Below are 19,394 nucleotides of genomic sequence, written 5' to 3'. Positions count from 1 at the left end.
GGATGGACATGGCCAGTAAAAAAATCGACCGTCTGAGTTTTGATGCCACCCTGGAAGAGCTGGAAACCATAGTGCATCAACTCGAACAGGGCTCGCTCCCCCTCGAGGAGGCACTCAAACAATTCGAACAGGGCATCCATCTGGTGCGTGCCGGCCAGCAGAAGCTGGAACAGGCCGAACAGAAGATCCAGATCCTCCTGACCCAGGCCGATGGCAGCGAGCAAGCGGTCCCTTTTCGAGCAGAACAAGGAGAGGAGTGAGTGACCCTGGACGATTTCTCCCGCCTGCATCGGCGCCGCATCGACGATTGCCTCTCGGCACAGCTTGATGCCCTGCCCGCCATGGCGCCACGTCTGCGGGACGCGATGAAATACGGCCTGCTGCTCGGTGGAAAACGGGTGCGCCCCTTCCTGGTCTATGCCGTCGGCGAGATGCTGGGCGTCAAGAGCGAACTGCTGGATGGCCCCGCCGCCGCCGTGGAGTGCATTCACGCATACTCCCTCCTGCACGACGACCTGCCCGCCATGGATGACGACGACCTGCGTCGTGGTCAGCCCACCGTACACAAGGCCTTCGATGAAGGCACTGCCATCCTGGCGGGCGATGCCCTGCAGACCCTGGCGTTTTCCATTCTGGCCGACCACCCCATGCCCGATACATTGATGGCCAACCGGGTGCGGATGCTGAGTGCCCTGGCCCGCGCGTCCGGCTATCTCGGCATGTGTGGCGGTCAGGCACTGGATCTGGACGCCGAAGGGCGCCGGATCAGCCTCGCCGAGCTGGAGCAGGTGCACCGCCACAAGACCGGGGCCCTCATCGAGTGCGCCGTGACCCTCGGCGCCCTGTGCAAGGCTGACGTGGAACCCGCCACCCTCATCGCCCTGCAAACCTATGCCGCCGCCATCGGACTCGCCTTCCAGGTGCAGGACGACATCCTAGACATCACGGGCGATACCGCCACCCTGGGCAAGCCGCAAGGCTCGGATCTGGCGCTGGAAAAGAGTACCTATCCGGCCCTGCTCGGACTCGACAATGCCCGTGAGCTGGCTCGCGAACTGCATGACAAGGCCTTAACAGCCCTGCAATCCTTGCCCTACAATACCGACATTCTGGAAGCGTTTGCCGATTACATCATCGAGCGAACCCACTAAACGCTGGATAACAGTAACAATATGAGCGTTGATATTAGCGATTTCCCCAACCTGGCCCTCGCGGACACGCCGGTCGATTTGCGATCCCTCCCCTTCGAGCGGCTGCCCGTGGTGTGCAACGAGCTGCGCGAGTATCTGCTGCGCTCGGTGAGCCGCTCCAGCGGCCACTTCGCCTCCGGCCTTGGCACCGTCGAGCTGACGGTCGCCCTGCACTATGTCTACAACACCCCCTTCGATCGGCTGGTGTGGGACGTGGGCCACCAGGCCTATCCCCACAAGATCCTGACCGGAAGACGGGAGCGCATTCACACCATTCGCCAGAAAGATGGCCTGCACCCCTTCCCCTGGCGGGAAGAGAGCGAGTACGACGTGCTCAGCGTGGGCCACTCCAGCACCTCCATCGGGGCGGCGCTCGGCATGGCGGTGGCGGCCGAGAGCGAAGGGCTTGGCCGCAAGGTGGTCGCGGTCATCGGTGATGGCGCCATCACCGCCGGCATGGCCTTCGAGGCCCTCAATCACGCCGGCGACGTCCACAAGGACATGCTGGTGGTGCTCAACGACAACGAGATGTCCATCTCCGAGAACGTGGGGGCCCTGAACAATCACCTCGCCAGGCTGATGTCCGGCAAGCTCTACACCACCATTCGCGAGGGGGGCAAGAAGGTGCTGGCGGGGCTGCCGCCGGTCAAGGAGCTCGCCAAGCGGGCCGAGGAGCACCTCAAGGGCATGGTGGTGCCCGGCACCCTGTTCGAGGAGTTCGGCTTCAACTACATCGGCCCCATCGACGGTCACGACATCCATGCCCTAGTCGAAACCCTGCGCAACATGCGCAACCTCAAGGGTCCCCAGCTGCTGCACGTCAAGACCAAGAAGGGCAAGGGCTACGAGCCGGCGGAAAAAGATCCCATCGGCTATCACGCCGTCCCCAAATTCAACCCGGATGACTGTGCCCTGCCCAAGAGTGCCGGTGGCAAACCCACCTTCTCCGCCATCTTCGGTCAGTGGCTGTGCGATATCGCCGCCAGGGATGAGCGCGTGGTCGGTATCACCCCCGCCATGCGCGAAGGCTCCGGTCTGGTGAAATTCAGCCAGCAATATCCGGATCGCTACTTCGACGTGGCCATCGCCGAGCAACATGCGGTCACCTTCGCCGCCGGTCTCGCCATCGCCGACCAGAAACCCGTGGTCGCCATCTATTCGAGCTTCCTGCAGCGGGCCTATGACCAGCTGATCCACGACGTGGCGCTGCAGAACCTGCCGGTGCTGTTCGCCATCGACCGGGCCGGTCTGGTGGGGGCCGACGGCCCGACCCATCAGGGTGCGTTCGACATCAGCTTCCTGCGCACAGTGCCGAACATGGTGGTGATGACCCCGTCCGATGAGAACGAGTGCCGCCAGATGCTCTACACCGGCTATCTGTGCAACGGGCCAGCGGCGGTGCGCTACCCCCGTGGCAGCGGCACCGGTATCCAGGCTGAGAGCGAGATGCAGGCCCTGCCCCTCGGCAAGGGACGTGTCGTTCGTGAGGGCAAGGGGACCGCCATCCTGGCATTCGGCACCCTGCTGCAACAGGCCAGAGCAGCCGCAGAGGCGCTGGATGCCACCCTGGTGGACATGCGCTTCGTCAAACCCATGGACGAGGCGCTGGTGCTCTCTCTGGCCGCCTCCCACGATCAGTTCGTCACCCTCGAGGACAACGCCATCATGGGCGGTGCAGGCTCTGCGGTGAACGAGCTGCTGATGGGCTGCAAGCAGTGCAAACCGGTGCTCAACCTCGGCCTGCCGGACCGCTTCATCGAGCAGGGCACCCAGGATGAGATCTACGCCCTGCTGGGGCTGGACAGCGTGGGCATTCAGACCCGCATCGAGAGCTGGCTGCAGGCCTGACAAGGGTTATTGCAAGCAATAAAAAGGGCGCCTGATGGCGCCCTTTTTTTGTTATTCACTGTGCCAAACCAAACCTGCTCACACACTGTCGCGAGAAGGCCGTCAACAAGGTTACAAGCCGCTCAGGAACCGAGACATACATGAGCACTCCTGATTCCACATAAGTGAGCAGCACATGAACCTTGATCACGGCCTCGCAGCCAGTTCGTGGAGAGGTTTATCAGCCCTTGTAGATCTTCGGGTTGAACACATCCCGCAGCCAGTCACCCAGCAGGTTGATCACCAGCACCAGCACCACCAGGCAGAGGCCCGGGAAGGCGGTGATCCACCAGGAGCCGGAGAAGATGTAGTTGAAGCCCACGCTGATGAGCGACCCCAGGGACGGTTGATCAACCGGCATCCCCAGACCCAGGAAGGAGAGGGCCGCCTCGCTCATGATGGCGTTCGCCACCTGCACGGTGGAGATGACCAGGATGGGTGACAGGCAGTTCGGCAGAATGTGGCGGAACATGATGCGCGGGGCGCGGAACCCCATCACCTGAGCTGCTTCCACATACTCCTTCTTCTTCTCCGCCAGCACGGAGGCGCGTACCGTCCGGGCATACTGGGGCCACTCGGCGATACCGATGATCACCACCAGCATCAGGATGGCGAACTTCGAGTAGAACTCGGAGCCAAAGGTCGCCTGGAAGATGGCGGAGATGATGATCGCCACCATCATGGTGGAGAACGACAGCTGCACATCGGCAAAGCGCATCAGCAGGTTGTCGATGCGACCACCAAAGTAACCGGCCATCAGACCGATGACGATACCGAGCACCAGCTGCAGCCCCACCGCGAACAGACCAATGGTCAGCGAGATGCGGGCGCCATAGAGGATGGTGCTCCAGATGTCGCGTCCCTGGTTGTCGGTCCCGAGCCAGAAGCGGGCCTCGCCCCCTTCCAGCCAGGAGGGGGGCAGCTCCGCATCCATCAGATCGAAGCTGGTCTGGTCATAGACGTTGTGCGGTGCGATCCAGGGTGCCAGCAGAGCCGCCAGCACGAAGACCACAAACACCGCAAAGCTGAACATGGCTACCTTGTCCCGCAGGAAGTAGTAGACGATGTCGGAATTTTTGAAGCGTGCCCAACGACTCGGGCTCGCAGTCACTGCGTTACTCATGTGCTTACCCCTTGGCGGTCAGGTTGACGGTCGGGTTGATCAACCCGTAGAGCAGGTCGACCAGGGTATTGGTCACCACGAAAATGAGGCCGACGAAGATGACGTAGGCGGTGATCAGCGGCGTATCGACCCGGTGGATCGCCTCAAGGAACAGGAAGCCGGTCCCCGGCCACTGGAACACGCTCTCGGTCAGGATGGTGTAGGCCACCATAGTCCCGATCTGCACACCGCCCACCGTAATGACCGGCAGCATGGTGTTCTTCAGGGCGTGCTGGTAGTAGACCTTGTTGTTGTCCAGCCCCTTGGCACGGGCAAACTTGACGTACTCGGAGGAGAGCTGCTCCAGCATCTCCGAGCGCACCAGCCGGATGAACAGCGGCAGCATGATGGAGGAGAGGGAGACAGCTGGCAGCACCAGGTGCAGGATACCGTCCCAGGTGAAGAAGCCCGACTCCCAGCCCAGCAGGTTGTAAGTCTCGCCACGGCCATAGGCCGGCAGCCAGCCCAGCTGGATGGAGAAGAGGTACATCAGCATGATGGCGGTCAGGAAGACCGGGATCGAGATGCCGATGCTGCTCACCGCCATGATGAGCTTGGTCAGGAAACTGCGCGGTCTTATCGCCGAATAAACCCCCAGCGGAATGGAGACCACGACGATGATGAGCGCGGCGGCAAACACCAGCTCAAGGGTAGCCACCAGCTTGTCGAGGATAACCTCGAGGGCTGGTCGCTTGAAGAAATAGGAAGTGCCCAGATCCCCGTGTACCGCGTTCTTCAAGAAGCGGCTGTATTTCACGAGGAAGGGATCATTGAGTCCCATCTTGTCGCGCAGCTCCTGGCGCACGGACTCGGAGACGGATTGTCCCACCAGCTCGCGCAGCGGATCCCCCAGGTTGTCCTGGATGGAGAAGGCGACCAGGCTGATGACGAACATCACTATCACGGCCTGATAGAACCGTTTCAGCAGGAATGTAAACATGCTTGTCCTTCTACGTGGCCTGTGTCTTGGCACAGGCTTCTGTTAATGGCGGGGCAACCATGGGTGCCCCGCCGGGTCCTTCCTTAAACGCTTCGCTTACTTGTTGACCACCAGGTCACCCAGATAAGGGAAGTTCATCACGTTGACCACCGGCTTGATGTCGACGTTCTTCTTGGCACCGTAGGCCAGGTCTTCCCAGTGCAGCGGCACATAGGCAGCGTCGTCGATCAGCATGGCTTCCACCTTCTGCAGGATGGCGGCACGCTTGGCAGGATCGGTCTCGGTGTTGGCTTCCATCACCATCTTGTCAGCTTCTGCGTTGGCATAACCGCCGCAGTTGTACTGACCCATGCCGGTCTTGGCATCCTTGGTGAAGGTCAGGAACTCGAAGAAGTTCGCACTGTCTTCGGTGTCGGAGTGCCAGCCGATCAGCTGCATGTCAGCGGCGCACTTGTCAAACTCCGGCCAGTACTGGGCCACCGGCATGGTCTTCAGATCCACCTTGATGTTGATCTTGGACAGCATGGCGGAGACGGCCTGGGCAATCTTGACGTCGTTGACGTAGCGGGCAGCCGGGGAGATGAAGCTCATCTTGAAGCCCTTCTCGTAACCGGCTTCCTTCATCAGCTCCTTGGCCTTGGCCAGATCATACTGGGGCTTGAGCGCCTCGTTGTAGCCTGCGTAGCCTTTCGGGCTCAGCTGGCCGGCCGGGGTACCGAAGCCCTTGTTGATCTTGTCGACGATGCCCACCTGGTTGATGGCGTAGTTGATCGCCTGACGCACGCGCTTGTCTTTCAGCGCCGGGTTGGTGTTCTGGTTCAGCTCGATGATGATGGCACGGGTACCGGACAAGGTGACCAGCTGGGAATCCTTGCCGTTCTTCACGCGCTCCAGATCGTTCGGGGCAACCGGGTAGATCATGTCCACGTCGCCGCCCAGCAGGGCTGCGACACGAGTGGCGTCTTCCTTGATCGGTACCACGGTCAGGTTCTCGACGTTGCCCTTGGAGGCCTTGTCCCAGTAGTTGGCGTTGCGCACGTATTCCAGCTTCACGCCCTGCTCGCGGAACTTGACGCTGAACGGACCGGTACCGGAGACATTGGTGGAGGCGAAGGAGTCACCGTTCTTCACGATCTCGGCCTTGTCCTTGCCCGCCTCGGTCTTGCCGCTATAGAACTTGGAGTCCATCGGGAAGATGTAGGTGACGGTCTGCAGTACCAGCGGGAACGGCTTGGCGGTGACGAGATCCACGGTGAAATCATCCACCTTCTTGGCTTCGGCGATGGGGTCGAAGATCGCCTTGAAGTCCGGGGAGGCCTTCAGACGGTTGACGGTCCATACCACGTCATCGGCGGTGAAGTCGTTGCCGGAGTGGAACTTCACACCCTTGCGCAGGTGGAAACGGACGGTCTTGTCGTCGATGCGCTCATACTTCTCGGCCAGACGCGGCTCGAACTGCAGATCCTGGGTGTAACGCATCAGGGGGTCGAACACCAGGTGAGACATCTCCAGGGTCTGACCGGAGAGCTGCTCCTGCGGGTCCAGAGAGGTGGCGTCGGACGCGACGGCGACCTTGATGTCGGCAGCAGAAACGTTGAACGCGAGACCAGCGGCGAACAGCGCCATGGCGATCTTGGATAATCCTTTCTTCATGTCTTTCTCCATGCTTTTGGCTTTTTATTGACAGACAAACCGGCGAACCGGTGCTTTCCTAGCTTGCGATTTCCAGCCCCTCGCGGGACATTCCCTTGAATTCCGGCATGAGGGAGATCAGCTTGCGGCTGTACTCATGCTCGGCATTGGTGAACAGTTTCTCGGTCTCGGCCACTTCCACCAGATGACCGTGCTGCATCACACCGATGCGGTCGCACATCTGGCGGATGACCGGCAGATCGTGACTGATGAACAGCATGGTGAGCCCAAGCTCCTGTTGCAAGTCTTTGAGCAGGTTGAGGATCTGGGCCTGCACCGAGACATCCAGCGCCGAGGTGGGCTCGTCGCAGATGAGGAAGCGCGGGCGAGTCGCCAGGGCGCGGGCAATGGAGATGCGCTGGCGCTGACCACCGGAGAACTCGTGGGGATACTTGACCCCGGCGCCGCGGCCCAGGCCCACGTGATCCAGCAGGTCCCCGACGATCTGCTCTATCTGCCGCTCGCTCTCGGCGAGGCGGTGGAAGCGGATCGGCTCGGCGATGATGTCACGCACCTTCATGCGCGGGTTCATCGAAGAGTAGGGATTCTGGAACACCATCTGCATCTGGCGGCGCAGGGGGCGACGCTCGTGCTCCCCTTTCAGGGCGGTGAGATCGATCCCCTCGAAGACAATCTTGCCGGTGTCGGGCGGATAGAGCCCGGTGATGGCACGGGCGATGGTGGACTTGCCGGAGCCCGACTCCCCCACCAGACCGAAAGTCTCACCCTCGAAGATCTCGAAGCTGATGTTGTTGCAGGCGCGAACGTACTGGCGGCGGCTCGGGAAGATGGAATCCTTGGTGACGAACTTCAGATCCACGTTCTCCACCCGCAACAGCGCGCCTTCATAGGTGCGCTCGTCCTGACTCTGGCCGAGCCAGTGGGTCTTGAGATCGATGCTGGTATCCGCCGCACCGGCATCCTCGATATAGGAGACCAGGGGGAAGCGTACCAGCTTGACATCCGAGCGGGGAACCGCCGAGATGAGGCTGCGGGTATAGGGGTGATTGGGGCGGCCCAGCACCTGTTCCGTGGTGCCGAACTCCACCAGATCGCCGCGGTACATCACCGCCACCTTGTCGGTAACGTTGGAGACCACCCCCATGTCATGAGTCACCAGCATGCAGCCGACCTGGCGCTCTTTGCACAGGTTGCGGATGAGCTGGAGGATCTGATCCTGGATGGAGACGTCCAGCGCCGTGGTCGGCTCATCGGCGATGATGAGCTCGGGATCCCCGGAGAGGGCGATGGCGATCACTACCCGCTGGCGCATGCCACCGGAGAACTGGTGAGGATACTGCTTGATGCGCACGTCCGGGTTCGGGATCCCCACCGCCCCCATCAGCTCGAGGGCCTTGGCAAAGGCCGCCTCGCGGGACAGGTCGGTGTTGGCGAGGATGGTCTCCACCAGCTGCTGCTCCACGGTGAACAGCGGATTGAGGGAGGTCATGGGATCCTGGAAGATGAAACCGATACGCGAGCCACGAATGGCCCGCATCTCGTTCTGGCTCTTGCCGGAGATGAGCTCGCCGTTGAGGTAGATGTCACCACGGGCGATGCGACCGGGCGGGCTCAACAGATCGATGACGGCGTTGCCGATGGTGGATTTGCCAGCGCCGGACTCACCGACGACGCCGACGATCTCGCCCTTTTCAACAGAAAAAGAGAGATCCTTGACCGCGGCAAGCACCCCGTAGCGGGAGGGGTACTCGATCCGCAAGTTTTTGACTTCAAGCAAGGACATGGTTACCTCTGCGGGGGACATCCGTCCCAAATAATTCGTCCGTAAATCAGCCGCAGATGCTGGTTGTGCCTTGGTACTGCTCGAGAGCCGTTTTTGTGTAATTAACGCTCAATCCATGAGGCAGCCAAACCAGCGATCCGGGCGGGTTTTTTGCATTTTTTTGGAATAACCCGCGAGTAAGTTAGTCGGTTTGCCCGCAGGTGTAAATGATCCAGTTATACAATTTCGCAATACTTTGCCCAGAGAATGCCGACACCCTGGGGTTAAAATGTCGATAAAAGTCACATTACCAGAGATTACGCTGGCAATGCGAGACCATCAACCAATTATGTTTCAACAAAATAGCAACAAACCATCTTATTCACTATCAGCATTATGCTGACCAGCTTCGAATGAGTAGTGAATATTTATGTGAAATGATTTTTTGACGGCAGCATATCCGGAGTAAGGAAAAATAGGCAGAGCTAAATAGGGACAATGCAGAAGGATCAACCTGGGCCACAGGCCCGCCGGCACGGCAAGCCGGGAGGGATTGCATACAAAAAAACGCAGGCCCCTCAGGGCCTGCGTGTGCGGTATATCCGACCTCTTTGCAAGAGGAGAGGAGTGAAAAAACAACGAGACGGGCGTTCGGGAGCCGCCTCCCCTCACCAGTGGGCAAGCAGTTGCATGCAGGCCAGGGCGAACAGGCCGGCGATGAGATCGTCCAGCATGATGCCAAGCCCGCCGTGAATGCGGCGATCGAACCAGGAGATGGGCCAGGGCTTGAGCACGTCGAACAGGCGAAACAGCACGAAACCCGCCAGCACCCACTCCCAGCCGGCCGGGGCCGCAATCATGGTGACCCCGAATCCGATGACCTCGTCCCAGACGATAGCCCCGTGATCCGGCATCCCGATGGCGTCGGTGGCGCTCTGGCAGATGCGGATGCCCGCCACGAAACCCACCACCAGCAGGGCGATGAACCAGGAGGTCGACAGCCCGCTCACCAACAGATAGAGCGGGATGGCTGCCAGGGTCCCCATGGTGCCCGGCGCCTTGGGGGAGAGGCCGGAGCCAAACCCCACCGCAAGGAAGTGGAGCGGGTTTTTAAGGTTCAGCCGCGTCAGTTCGGGCTTTATCTTGAAAGACATCATGCGAAGTGATCCCAGCCCTTGAGGTGCAGTTCGACGGGTTGTTCGTCCTGCAGGTAGTCGATGCCAGGCTCCCCGACCAGGATGCGACCGATGCGGGTGAACTTCACGCCACAATTGGCCAGCGCCGTGTCCAGGGCGCCGTGGTGCTCCTGGGGCACGGTGAAGCAGAGCTCGTAGTCGTCGCCCCCGGCCAGAGCCAGCTGCCAGGCATCCATGGCCGGCACCGCATCCTGCAACACGGGGGAGAGGGGCAGCAGGTTGAGATCGATCTGGGCCCGCACGCCGGACGCCTTGAGGATGTGGCCGAGATCCGAGGCCAGGCCGTCTGAGAGATCCAGGGCGCTGCTGGCCAGCCCGCGCAGGGCCTGACCGGCCAGGATGCGGGGATGGGGATGGTCGAGGCGCGGCAGCACGGCCGCCAGCTGGTTCTCGTTGAGGGTGCGCTTGCCCAGCAGGTGGGAGAGCGCCAGGGCGGCATCCCCCAGGGTGCCGGTCACGTAGACCCCGTCACCGGCCTTGGCGCCGCTGCGCATCAGGGCGCGACCTGCCGGGACCGATCCTTTCACCGAGACGGTGATGGAGAGGGGCCCGCGGGTCATGTCTCCCCCCACCAGCGCCACGTTGTAGTACTCGGCGAGCTCGAGGAACCCTTCGGCGAAACCGGCGACCCAACGCTCGTTGATGGCGGGCAGGGTCAGGGCCAGGGAGACCCAGCGCGGCTCGGCCCCCATGGCGGCCAGATCGGAGAGATTGACCGCCAGCGCCTTGTAGCCGAGATCCACCGGATCCATGTCGGGGAAGAAGTGCACGCCGCTCACCAGGGTGTCCGTGCTCACCGCCAACTGGGCGTCGGGGGGCAGGGTCAGCAGGGCACAGTCATCTCCAGGGCCCATCACCACGTCCTTGCGGGCGTGGGGGACCTTGAAGTACTTCTCAATCAGCTCAAATTCACCCATACAGTAAAAAGCCAGCAATAAGCTGGCTCCTCTCTTAATTGCTGACGGACAGCAGGATCAGCGCTTGGGCAGCGTCTTGATCACCTTGTCCAGGACGCCGTTGACAAACTTGTGGCTGTCATCGGCGGCGAAGGCTTTGGCCAGCTCGATCGCTTCGTTGATCACCACGCGCGGCGGCACATCTTCACGACGGGTCAGCTCGTAGGTCGCCAGACGCAGGATCGCCTTGTCCACCATGTCCACTTCTTCCAGCGGACGGGAGAGGAAAGGCGCGAACACCTTGTCCAGCTCGTTGCAGTGGACCGCTACCCCGAACAGCAGATCGCGGAAATAGTTCAGGTCCACACCCTTGGTGTCCTGATCGATCTTGAACTGCTCTTCGATGTCGCCCACGTTGGCCTGGGTCATCTGCCACTGGTAGATGGCCTGGGTGGCGCAATGGCGGGCCTTACGGCGCTCGGACGGTTTCAATGCATTTCTCCTCGTTACACGTCCAGTTGTTTCAGGACGTTGATCATTTCGAGCGCGCTCAGTGCAGCCTCTGCACCCTTGTTACCCGCCTTGGTACCGGCGCGTTCGATGGCTTGTTCAATGTTTTCGGTGGTCAGCACGCCGAAGGCAACGGGAATGTCGTATTCCATCATCACCTGGGCCAGACCCTTGCCGTTCTCGCTCGCTACCAGTTCGAAGTGGTAGGTACCGCCGCGGATGACGGTGCCGAGTGCGACGATGGCGTCGTATTGACCGCTCTTGGCCAGCTTCTTGGCCGCCAGGGGAATTTCGACGGCCCCCGGTACGCGCACCAGGGTCAGATTGCTCTCCTGGACCTGACCTTGACGCTTCAGCACGTCCAGCGCGCCGTTCACCAGGCTGTCATTGATGAAGCTGTTGAAACGGGCAACGACAATAGCAACACGCGCCTCGGGAGCGGCGATATTTCCTTCGATAATCTTCATTGGAAATCCTGTCTCTGTGCAATCAATTAGGGGCCGGGCTCAAAAGTGCACGCATTCTAGCACAACAGAGCCGCGACAAAAAACCATGGCCGCAACGGGCGGCCATGGTGATGAATTCAACCGTACGCAGCGCTTACTCGCCGACGTACTCCACCACTTCCAGACCAAAGCCACCGAGGGCATGGTACTTCTTGGGAGAGCTCAATAGGCGCATCTTGCCGACCCCCAGCGCCTTGAGGATCTGGGAACCGACGCCGACCCGGCGCGAGGTGCCCTGCCACTTGGCCCCTTCCGGCGCCAGCCCCTTGTCGGCGGCTTCAAAACCCTTGACCCTGGCCAGCAGCTCGGCGCCATGGGCTTCCGCCCCCAGGATCACCAGCACCCCGCCCTCGTCGGCGATGCGGGCCATGGATTTGGGCAGCGGCCAGCTGCGGGCGCTGTGGCGGTCGGTGAGCAGCAGATCGCTCAGCACGTCGTGCAGGTGCACACGTACCAGGGTCGGCTGGTCGGCCTTCACGTCCCCTTTCTTCAGGGCGAAGTGGACCTGGTTGTCGATGGTGTCGCGGAAGGTGACGAGGTCGAACTCGCCGTATTCGGTGGGCAACTTGCACTCGGCCACTTTCTCTACCGTGGTCTCGTGCTGGTTGCGGTATTCGATAAGGTCGGCAATGGTGCCGAGCTTGATGCCGTGCTGCTCGGCGAAGATCTCGAGATCCGGGCGCCGGGCCATGGTGCCGTCTTCGTTGAGGATCTCGACGATGACGGAGGCAGGCTCGAAGCCGGCCAGCCGGGCCAGATCGCAGCCCGCTTCGGTGTGGCCGGCGCGGGTCAGCACACCGCCATCCTGCGCCATCAGCGGGAAGATGTGGCCGGGCTGCACCAGATCGGCGGCCTTGGCATGGGGCGCCACCGCGGCCTGTACGGTGACGGCGCGGTCGGCGGCGGAGATGCCGGTGGTCACCCCTTCCGCCGCCTCGATGGAGACGGTGAAGGCGGTGGAGAACTGGGCATTGTTGCGATCGACCATCAGCGGCAGCGCCAGCTGCTTGCAGCGATCCCGGGTCAGGGTCAGGCAGATGAGGCCCCGACCGTAGCGCGCCATGAAGTTGATGTCTTCCGGGCGGACACAGGAGGCGGCCATGATCAGGTCCCCTTCGTTCTCCCTGTCTTCGTCATCCATCAGGATCACCATCTTGCCAGCCTTGATATCGGCAATGATTTCCTGGGTCGTGCTCAGCGCCATGGGCTACTCCATCAACATGCTTGGGGATTGAGCCAGTCGGCTCGACTTGATACTGCGTATTGTGCTCTAGATGGGGGCACGCGGCCCCGTTTCAATCCGCGCGGGATCACAGAACCGCGTTTTCCCGTCAAAACGGCTCACAAGAATCCGGACTGGGCCAGCTTCTCCAGGGTCAGGGTAGAGGCACTGCTCTCCTCGCGCTTGCCCGTCATCAGCCGCTCCAGATAGCGGGCTATCTGGTCCACCTCGAGGTTGACCCGGTAGCCGGGTTTCCAGCGGGCGATGGTGGTCTCCTGGGCGGTGTGGGGCACGATGGTCAGCCGGAACAGATCCCCCTGAACCGCATTGACGGTGAGGCTGATTCCATCCACTGCAATGGAGCCCTTCTCGGCGATGTAGCGGGAGAGCTCCCCCGGCGCCTTGATCCAGTATTCGATGGCGCGGCCGCTGGACGATTTGCTCTTCACCTCGCCGATGCCGTCCACGTGGCCGGAGACCAGGTGGCCGCCGAGGCGGGAAGTGGGCATCAACGCCTTCTCGAGGTTGACCGGATCCCCCACCTTGGCGGCAGAAAAACCGGTGCGGGAGAGGGTTTCCAGGGAGACGTCGGCGGTATAGCTGTGATCCCCGAGCGCCACCACGGTGAGACAGACGCCGTTGGTGGCGATGGAGTCGCCCAGCTTGACGTCACTGAAGTCCAGGGTCGGCGCGTGCACGGTGAGGGCCATGTCCTCCCCCTGGCGACGCAGCTCGGCCAGGGTTCCCACCGCTTCGATAATTCCGGTAAACATGCAGATCACCTTGCTGATGACGGGGGAGATGGATGCCCCCGTGAACATTGAAAAATCAGGCTATTTTCGCAGTGATGCGAATATCCTGGCCAAGCATGCGCACATCCTTGAGATTGAGTTTGGGGGCCTGGAACAGCCGGGTCAGCCCCGGCAGATGGAACAGGCCGCGCCCCTCATCCCCCATCAGTTTGGGCGCCTGATAGAGCACCAGCTCGTCCACCAGCCCCTTCTCCAGCAGGGCGCCGCACAGCCGTGGCCCCGCCTCCACCAGTACCGAGTTGACGTTCTGTTTGGCCAGCAGCATGAAGAGGCTGACCAGATCCAGCTTGCCATCCAGCAGCGGCACCTCCAGCTGCTGCACCCAGGCGGGCCACTCACCGGATGCCTTGTGGCGGGCCAGCAGTACCGGGCTCTCGCTCTGGAACAGGGGCAGATCCGGGGTGAGCCGGTTTTGCGAATCCACGATGACCCGCAGTGGCTGGCGCAGGGTCTCTTTGGGATAGACCGCCTTGACCGAGGGGGGCAGCTCGTCCCAGCGCACGGTGAGGGAGGCGCCATCTGCCAGCACGGTCTCGGCGCTGGAGAGGACCGCATCGTGACGTGCCCGCAGCCGCTGCACGTCCCGGCGCGCCTCCGGAGAGGTGATCCACTGGCTCTCGCCACTCGCCATGGCGGTGCGACCATCCAGGCTCGCCCCCAGCTTGACCGTCACCAGCGGAAACGCGGTGCGCATCCGTTTGAAGAAACCGGGGTTGAGGGCCTCGGCTTCCGCGGCCAACAGGCCGAAATCGGTCTTGATCCCCGCCTCGGAGAGCATCCGCAGGCCACGCCCGCCCACCTGGGGATTGGGATCCACCATGGCGGCGACCACCCGGGTTACCCCGGCCTTGATGAGCGCCTCGGCGCAGGGGGGCGTGCGACCATGATGGGAGCAGGGCTCCAGGGTCACATAGGCGGTGGCACCGCGGGCCTCTTCCCCTGCCGCGTGCAGAGCATAGACCTCGGCATGGGGCTCACCGGCCCGCTTGTGCCAGCCCTCCCCCACCACCACGCCGGCCTTCACCAGCACGGCGCCGACGCAGGGGTTGGGGGCCGTGGTGTAACGGCCGCACCGGGCCAGTTCGAGGGCCCGGCTCATCCATTGGTAATCGTCTTGACTAAACATCCGGGCTCCTGTGTCCAGCAACCTGTCCCCGGTGGCACGGCCATCCGATGGGACAAGAAAATAGGGTGTACGCGCTTGCCGCACGCCTTCTCGGGCAGATCGGCCATGGCATCTGACGCCATGGCGACGGGCACACACATCGCAGGATGCGGCCGCACGCCTTCATATTTTTTCACCAGTGCAACGATGCGCTATCTAGATGTCTCACTGGTGTAACAACTGGCGCTGCCGCAACGGCAGCCCCTCTCTTATTCACATAGGGAGCCGCAGGCCGGCGTTACTTCTCCAGCTTGGCGATCTCTTCCCCGAATTCGCGAATGTCTTCAAAGCTGCGGTAGACGGAGGCAAAGCGGATGTAGGCCACCTTGTCCAGACTCTTGAGCTCATCCATCACCAGATTGCCCACCAGCTGGGAGGCCACCTCCCGCTCGCCGGTGGCCCGCAGGCGGGACTTGATGTGGTTGACCGCCTTCTCGATGGCCTCCATGCTCACCGGCCGCTTCTCCAGCGCCCGCAGAATGCCGGCACGCAGCTTGTCTTCGTTGAAGGGCTCGCGGGAGCCGTTGGACTTGATGACGCGGGGCATGACCAGTTCGGCCATTTCGAAGGTGGTAAAACGCTCGTGACAGAGCAGGCATTCGCGACGGCGGCGCACCTGATGGCCCTCGGCCACCAGACGGGAATCGATCACCTTGGTATCAACGGCACTACAGAAAGGGCAATGCATCTGACCTCCGGCGTGGATGAAAATGGGCGCGGGCCCCGGGGGCTGGCGCTAGGCCGGCCAGTGTAACACGGCCATCCAGAACCGGTAAAAGCCCATGAAAACAAGGGACAACCAGCCAGACCTTCGGGCAGGACTCAGTCGTCATAGGGCAACGCCTCGGGGTCGCAATCCTGGTAATCGGGGGCAGGATCCGCCGCGAACCGGCGAGCAGCCACATGGCTGTGACCCAGCATCAGCGCCTTGCCCACCCGGTGCATGCCATCCATCACCCGGCCGGCGCTGTCCAGCAGGATGGGATAGGCGAGATCCGCCGCCATCATGAGCTGGCAATGCGCCACCACGCTGCGCACCGTGGGCGTGGCGTCGCCATGGCCGTACCAGTGGTCGCGGTCAAGCTCGGCAATCTCGCCGAGTGCCACCGCCTGCACCGGCAGGTTGCGGCTCAGCCGGATCAAGCGGCGCACATCCCAGGCCAGCAGCCCCTGTTCGCTGGCGTGAAAGTGTTACTGGGCGCGAACCGTCTGCCGCAGTGACGCCTCCAGCACGTCCTCTTCCATGTCATCGCACATGATCACCTCTGTCTCATCTTGCCAGACGCTGCAAAAAACAATGCCACCCGAGGGTGGCATTGGTCTTCAACCTGAAGGTCAGGCTGATTATGCGTAGACCGGGAAGCGGCGGCAGATGTCCAGCACCTTCTCGCGCACGGTCGCCAGCACTTCTTCGTTGTCGTGGCTGTCCAGCACGTCGCAGATCCAGTTGGCCAACTGGATGGACTCGGCTTCCTTGAAGCCGCGGCGGGTGATGGCCGGGGTGCCGATACGCACGCCGGAGGTCACGAACGGGGAACGCGGGTCGTTCGGTACGGAGTTCTTGTTGACGGTGATGTTGGCCTTGCCGAGGGCTGCGTCGGCATCTTTGCCGGTCAGCTCGCGACCGATCAGGTCAACCAGCATCAGATGGTTGTCGGTACCGCCGGAGACGATCTTGTAGCCGCGCTCGATAAAGGTCGCCGCCATGGCCTTGGCGTTCTTCACGACCTGGGCCTGGTAGGTCTTGAACTCGGGCTCCAGCGCTTCCTTGAAGGCCACAGCCTTGCCGGCGATGACGTGCATCAGCGGGCCGCCCTGACCACCCGGGAAAACGGCGGAGTTCAGCTTCTTGTACAGATCTTCGTCGTCGGCGGCGGAGAGGATCAGACCACCGCGCGGACCGGCCAGGGTCTTGTGAGTGGTGGAGGTGACCACGTGAGCATGGGGCACCGGGTTCGGGTAGACGCCGGCGGCAATCAGACCGGCCACGTGGGCCATGTCCACGAACAGGTAAGCACCGATCTTGTCGGCGATTTCGCGCATGCGGGCCCAGTCGACGATGCCGGAGTAGGCGGAGAAGCCGCCGATCATCATCTTCGGCTTGTGCTCAACGGCCAGGCGCTCCATCTCGTCGTAGTCGATCTTGCCGGACTCGTCGATGCCGTAGGGGATGATGTTGTACAGCTTGCCGGAGAAGTTGACGGGGGAGCCGTGGGTCAGGTGACCGCCGTGGGCCAGGTTCATGCCGAGCACGGTGTCGCCCGGTTGCAGCAGGGCCATGTAAACGGCGCTGTTGGCCTGAGAGCCGGAGTGCGGCTGCACGTTGGCGTAGGTGGCACCGAACAGCTCTTTGGCGCGCTCGATGGCCAGGGTTTCAACCACATCCACATACTCGCAACCGCCGTAGTAACGCTTGGCCGGGTAGCCTTCGGCGTACTTGTTGGTCAACTGGGAGCCCTGGGCTTCCATGACGCGGGGGCTGGTGTAGTTCTCGGACGCAATCAGCTCGATGTGCTCTTCCTGACGACGGGTCTCGTCTGTGATGGCCTGCCACAGCTCTGGATCATAGCCGGCGATGGTCATGTCACGTTTCAACATCCGTTTATCTCCTGAAAATCGTTTGCGCGATAGGTGAAGTGGGCCCGCGCATTGTAACGTGAGCTGGATCAAAGAGACAGTCCAACCACCCAAAAAATTGTTTATAAAATGTAAAATACGTCGCAAATTTCGAATCCCGCCCCCTGGCTTCGCTCATCCCCCCGACCTCCCCACACCCGCAATCCGGCTCCAGCCATCGTCTCCGCTTTCCGGGCAAGGCGATAGAAACCAGAGCCAGATCATGGATATAGCATTTACTAACAGATAACATCTTTAGGCCATGGGACATCTGCACGAGCGGGTGTCGCTCCCTGCCATCCCGGAACACAAGGGGAAACGCCATGATGGATCATCTGATGCTGTTCGTGATTGTCGCGGTCTTCGCTCTCTTCTACTGGGTCTACTACACCGCCAGCCGCAAGGGTGCCTGCACCGCCAACTGGGAGACACTTCCCACCCGGGAGCAGTACCTGGCGGCCCATCCCGGCGCCGCCGACGGGGATCTCATTTTCTGCATCCATTGCGGTCACCATCAGCAGCGGGAGGTCGGCCTGGTGCACCAGGTGGATTATCGCCGCCAGCACATCTGCCCCCGTTGCAAGCAGGCGCTCTATCGCGTCGAGGAGTAGGTCGGTCTCCTCGTCGCCCACGGTGATCCCGCAATAGCGCCCCCCTCTCCTGGCGCTATCCGGCCAAAAGACCCCATGAGTTTCCTTTATTTTTAAAGTCGTTAGAATCGGGGGCCATCAAGGCTCCCGATTGTCATCCACGGAGGAAAAATGCAGGAATTCATGGCGACCAGCGAACGCCGGGCCGAGCTTTACTGGTGGTTTTCCACCCTGTTTGCTGCCGAACTCAGTGATGCACAGATCGCTGAATACGACACCTATGACGTGCGTAGCTTCTTGAAGAGCCTCTCTACTCTCGACCCCATGCGCGAAGCCGTGGCCGAGCTCAACGACGCCATCGCCCGCCTGCTGGTGCGCCCCGAGCGCCAGACGGCGCTGGCCGCCGACTTCGCCGGCCTGTTCCTGAGCGCTCCCGGGCAGGGTGCCCTGCCCTACGAATCCCTCTACCGGGGCGAAGGCAAGCAGCTGATGCAGGCCCCCATGACCGAGATGCAGGCACGCCTCGCTCGCCTCGGCATCAATGTCAGCGACAAGTACAATGAGCCTGCCGATCATCTGGCCATCGAGCTGGATCTGATGGGCAGCCTCATCATCCGCGCCGCCGAGTCGACCACCGCCGACCAGCGCGAGGCGTGGCTTGGCGAGCAGGAGTCCCTGCTGCACGGTCACCTGCTGGGCTGGTTCGAGCGCTTCGAGCAGGCCTGCCGGGCCGCCGACACGTTTGGCTTCTACGGTGCCAGTGCCCGCCTGCTGGGGGTGTTCCTCAAGATGGACGCCAACTACCTCTCCCTGGTCAAACCGGCACCGTCCGCCGACTGAGCCCGGCATGAAGACAGCCCTGCTTCTTATCGCATGCTGGCTGCTGGCCCTGATCCCGCTGGATCAGGGTCTCACTCCCCTCGTGACGCTGCTGTTCAACCCGGACCGCGCGCTCTACGGCACCGCCCAGCTCACCGGCTTTACCGGCATCCTGCTGACCCTCTACCTCGCCAATCTCGGGGTGGAAGTGGTGCTGCGTCGCCGCTTCCAGATAGCGGGCATGCTGGCCCTGCTCGCCGCCTGGACAGATTTCATCAACAGCAGCGGCACCGAGAGCCACTGGCTGGTGCTCTACGCCATGGCGTTGCCGTTTCATCTGGTGGGCTGGCTGGTATTTGTTCGCGGGATCCAGGCGTTTGGCCGCCAGAAAGGCTGACATCTCGTTGATTTCACACCCTTCTCACACTTTCTTTCTCTCCTGACACTTCCTGCCATACTGACACAGTC

At 61.9% G+C, this 19,394-nt stretch carries 19 protein-coding genes and 1 pseudogene; 6 read left to right on the top strand and 14 right to left on the bottom strand.

Translation table 11 applies throughout. The features are described from left to right. Positions 1 to 8 precede the first annotated feature (8 nt). Genes xseB through dxs form a run of 3 tightly spaced genes read left to right on the top strand, consistent with a single transcriptional unit; the run spans position 9 to position 3,038 of the window. Positions 9 to 260 carry an exodeoxyribonuclease VII small subunit gene (gene xseB, locus PG879_RS14030; protein WP_010675381.1) on the top strand — a complete coding sequence of 84 codons (252 nt, stop codon included), beginning with the start codon at positions 9 to 11 and terminating at the stop codon, positions 258 to 260. Then, positions 261 to 1,151: a (2E,6E)-farnesyl diphosphate synthase gene (gene ispA / locus PG879_RS14025; RefSeq protein ID WP_042014467.1), complete on the top strand. Its 891-nt coding sequence runs from the start codon at positions 261 to 263 to the stop codon at positions 1,149 to 1,151. A gap of 21 nt (positions 1,152 to 1,172) precedes the next feature. Then, positions 1,173 to 3,038, top strand: coding sequence for a 1-deoxy-D-xylulose-5-phosphate synthase (dxs, locus tag PG879_RS14020; protein ID WP_270830340.1), 1,866 nt, complete (start codon positions 1,173 to 1,175; stop codon positions 3,036 to 3,038). A gap of 220 nt (positions 3,039 to 3,258) precedes the next feature. Here dxs and PG879_RS14015 read toward each other — a convergent pair whose 3' ends face one another. From PG879_RS14015 to glyA, 14 genes and pseudogenes are all read right to left on the bottom strand, one after another. Further along, positions 3,259 to 4,200, bottom strand: coding sequence for an ABC transporter permease (locus PG879_RS14015; protein ID WP_043153239.1), 942 nt, complete (start codon positions 4,198 to 4,200; stop codon positions 3,259 to 3,261). Positions 4,201 to 4,204: 4 nt separating this feature from the next. Then, positions 4,205 to 5,179, bottom strand: a complete 975-nt coding sequence (locus PG879_RS14010) for an ABC transporter permease (RefSeq protein ID WP_010675385.1) — start codon at positions 5,177 to 5,179, stop codon at positions 4,205 to 4,207. 96 nt (positions 5,180 to 5,275) lie between these two features. Further along, positions 5,276 to 6,832 (bottom strand): ABC transporter substrate-binding protein, encoded by a 1,557-nt coding sequence (locus tag PG879_RS14005; protein WP_010675386.1) that lies wholly within the window; start codon positions 6,830 to 6,832, stop codon positions 5,276 to 5,278. A gap of 58 nt (positions 6,833 to 6,890) precedes the next feature. Further along, positions 6,891 to 8,615, bottom strand: coding sequence for a dipeptide ABC transporter ATP-binding protein (locus tag PG879_RS14000; protein ID WP_010675387.1), 1,725 nt, complete (start codon positions 8,613 to 8,615; stop codon positions 6,891 to 6,893). 647 nt (positions 8,616 to 9,262) lie between these two features. Then, positions 9,263 to 9,751 carry a phosphatidylglycerophosphatase A family protein gene (locus tag PG879_RS13995; RefSeq protein ID WP_109112127.1) on the bottom strand — a complete coding sequence of 163 codons (489 nt, stop codon included), beginning with the start codon at positions 9,749 to 9,751 and terminating at the stop codon, positions 9,263 to 9,265. Then, positions 9,748 to 10,707 carry a thiamine-phosphate kinase gene (gene thiL / locus PG879_RS13990; protein ID WP_109112126.1) on the bottom strand — a complete coding sequence of 320 codons (960 nt, stop codon included), beginning with the start codon at positions 10,705 to 10,707 and terminating at the stop codon, positions 9,748 to 9,750. The genes PG879_RS13995 and thiL overlap by 4 nt, the downstream gene beginning before the upstream one ends. Before the next feature lie 57 nt (positions 10,708 to 10,764). Further along, entirely contained in the window at positions 10,765 to 11,178 is a 414-nt protein-coding gene (nusB, locus tag PG879_RS13985) for a transcription antitermination factor NusB (RefSeq protein WP_010675390.1), read from the bottom strand. 14 nt (positions 11,179 to 11,192) lie between these two features. Beyond that, entirely contained in the window at positions 11,193 to 11,663 is a 471-nt protein-coding gene (gene ribH / locus PG879_RS13980) for a 6,7-dimethyl-8-ribityllumazine synthase (protein WP_010675391.1), read from the bottom strand. A gap of 133 nt (positions 11,664 to 11,796) precedes the next feature. Next, the gene (ribBA, locus tag PG879_RS13975; protein ID WP_039040299.1) at positions 11,797 to 12,906 is read right to left on the bottom strand and encodes a bifunctional 3,4-dihydroxy-2-butanone-4-phosphate synthase/GTP cyclohydrolase II; all 1,110 of its coding nucleotides are present in this window, start codon (positions 12,904 to 12,906) and stop codon (positions 11,797 to 11,799) included. 137 nt (positions 12,907 to 13,043) lie between these two features. Beyond that, positions 13,044 to 13,697: a riboflavin synthase gene (locus PG879_RS13970; protein ID WP_039040359.1), complete on the bottom strand. Its 654-nt coding sequence runs from the start codon at positions 13,695 to 13,697 to the stop codon at positions 13,044 to 13,046. Positions 13,698 to 13,752: 55 nt separating this feature from the next. After that, positions 13,753 to 14,862: a bifunctional diaminohydroxyphosphoribosylaminopyrimidine deaminase/5-amino-6-(5-phosphoribosylamino)uracil reductase RibD gene (ribD, locus tag PG879_RS13965; RefSeq protein ID WP_139738039.1), complete on the bottom strand. Its 1,110-nt coding sequence runs from the start codon at positions 14,860 to 14,862 to the stop codon at positions 13,753 to 13,755. A gap of 277 nt (positions 14,863 to 15,139) precedes the next feature. Then, on the bottom strand, positions 15,140 to 15,589 hold the full coding sequence (gene nrdR, locus PG879_RS13960) for a transcriptional regulator NrdR (RefSeq protein ID WP_010675395.1): 450 nt from the start codon (positions 15,587 to 15,589) through the stop codon (positions 15,140 to 15,142). A 134-nt stretch (positions 15,590 to 15,723) separates the two neighbouring features. Then, a pseudogene (locus PG879_RS13955) lies at positions 15,724 to 16,146 on the bottom strand (hypothetical protein). Positions 16,147 to 16,245: 99 nt separating this feature from the next. After that, positions 16,246 to 17,499 carry a serine hydroxymethyltransferase gene (glyA, locus tag PG879_RS13950; protein ID WP_010675397.1) on the bottom strand — a complete coding sequence of 418 codons (1,254 nt, stop codon included), beginning with the start codon at positions 17,497 to 17,499 and terminating at the stop codon, positions 16,246 to 16,248. A gap of 341 nt (positions 17,500 to 17,840) precedes the next feature. On the opposite strand from glyA, the gene PG879_RS13945 reads away from it, so the two are divergent. From PG879_RS13945 to PG879_RS13935, 3 genes are all read left to right on the top strand, one after another. After that, a complete protein-coding gene (locus PG879_RS13945) occupies positions 17,841 to 18,128 on the top strand; it encodes a hypothetical protein (protein ID WP_041215679.1) in 288 nt (95 codons plus the stop codon). A gap of 150 nt (positions 18,129 to 18,278) precedes the next feature. Then, a complete protein-coding gene (gene torD / locus PG879_RS13940; protein ID WP_103857882.1) occupies positions 18,279 to 18,947 on the top strand; it encodes a molecular chaperone TorD in 669 nt (222 codons plus the stop codon). A 7-nt stretch (positions 18,948 to 18,954) separates the two neighbouring features. Continuing rightward, positions 18,955 to 19,323 carry a hypothetical protein gene (locus PG879_RS13935; protein WP_257711284.1) on the top strand — a complete coding sequence of 123 codons (369 nt, stop codon included), beginning with the start codon at positions 18,955 to 18,957 and terminating at the stop codon, positions 19,321 to 19,323. The last annotated feature ends 71 nt before the right edge of the window (positions 19,324 to 19,394 follow it).

The organism is Aeromonas sp. QDB63, from assembly GCF_027707425.1.
GTDB lineage: Bacteria > Pseudomonadota > Gammaproteobacteria > Enterobacterales > Aeromonadaceae > Aeromonas > Aeromonas caviae.
Note: the sequence above shows the minus strand (reverse complement) of the source record. Positions and strands in the feature narration are given on the sequence as shown.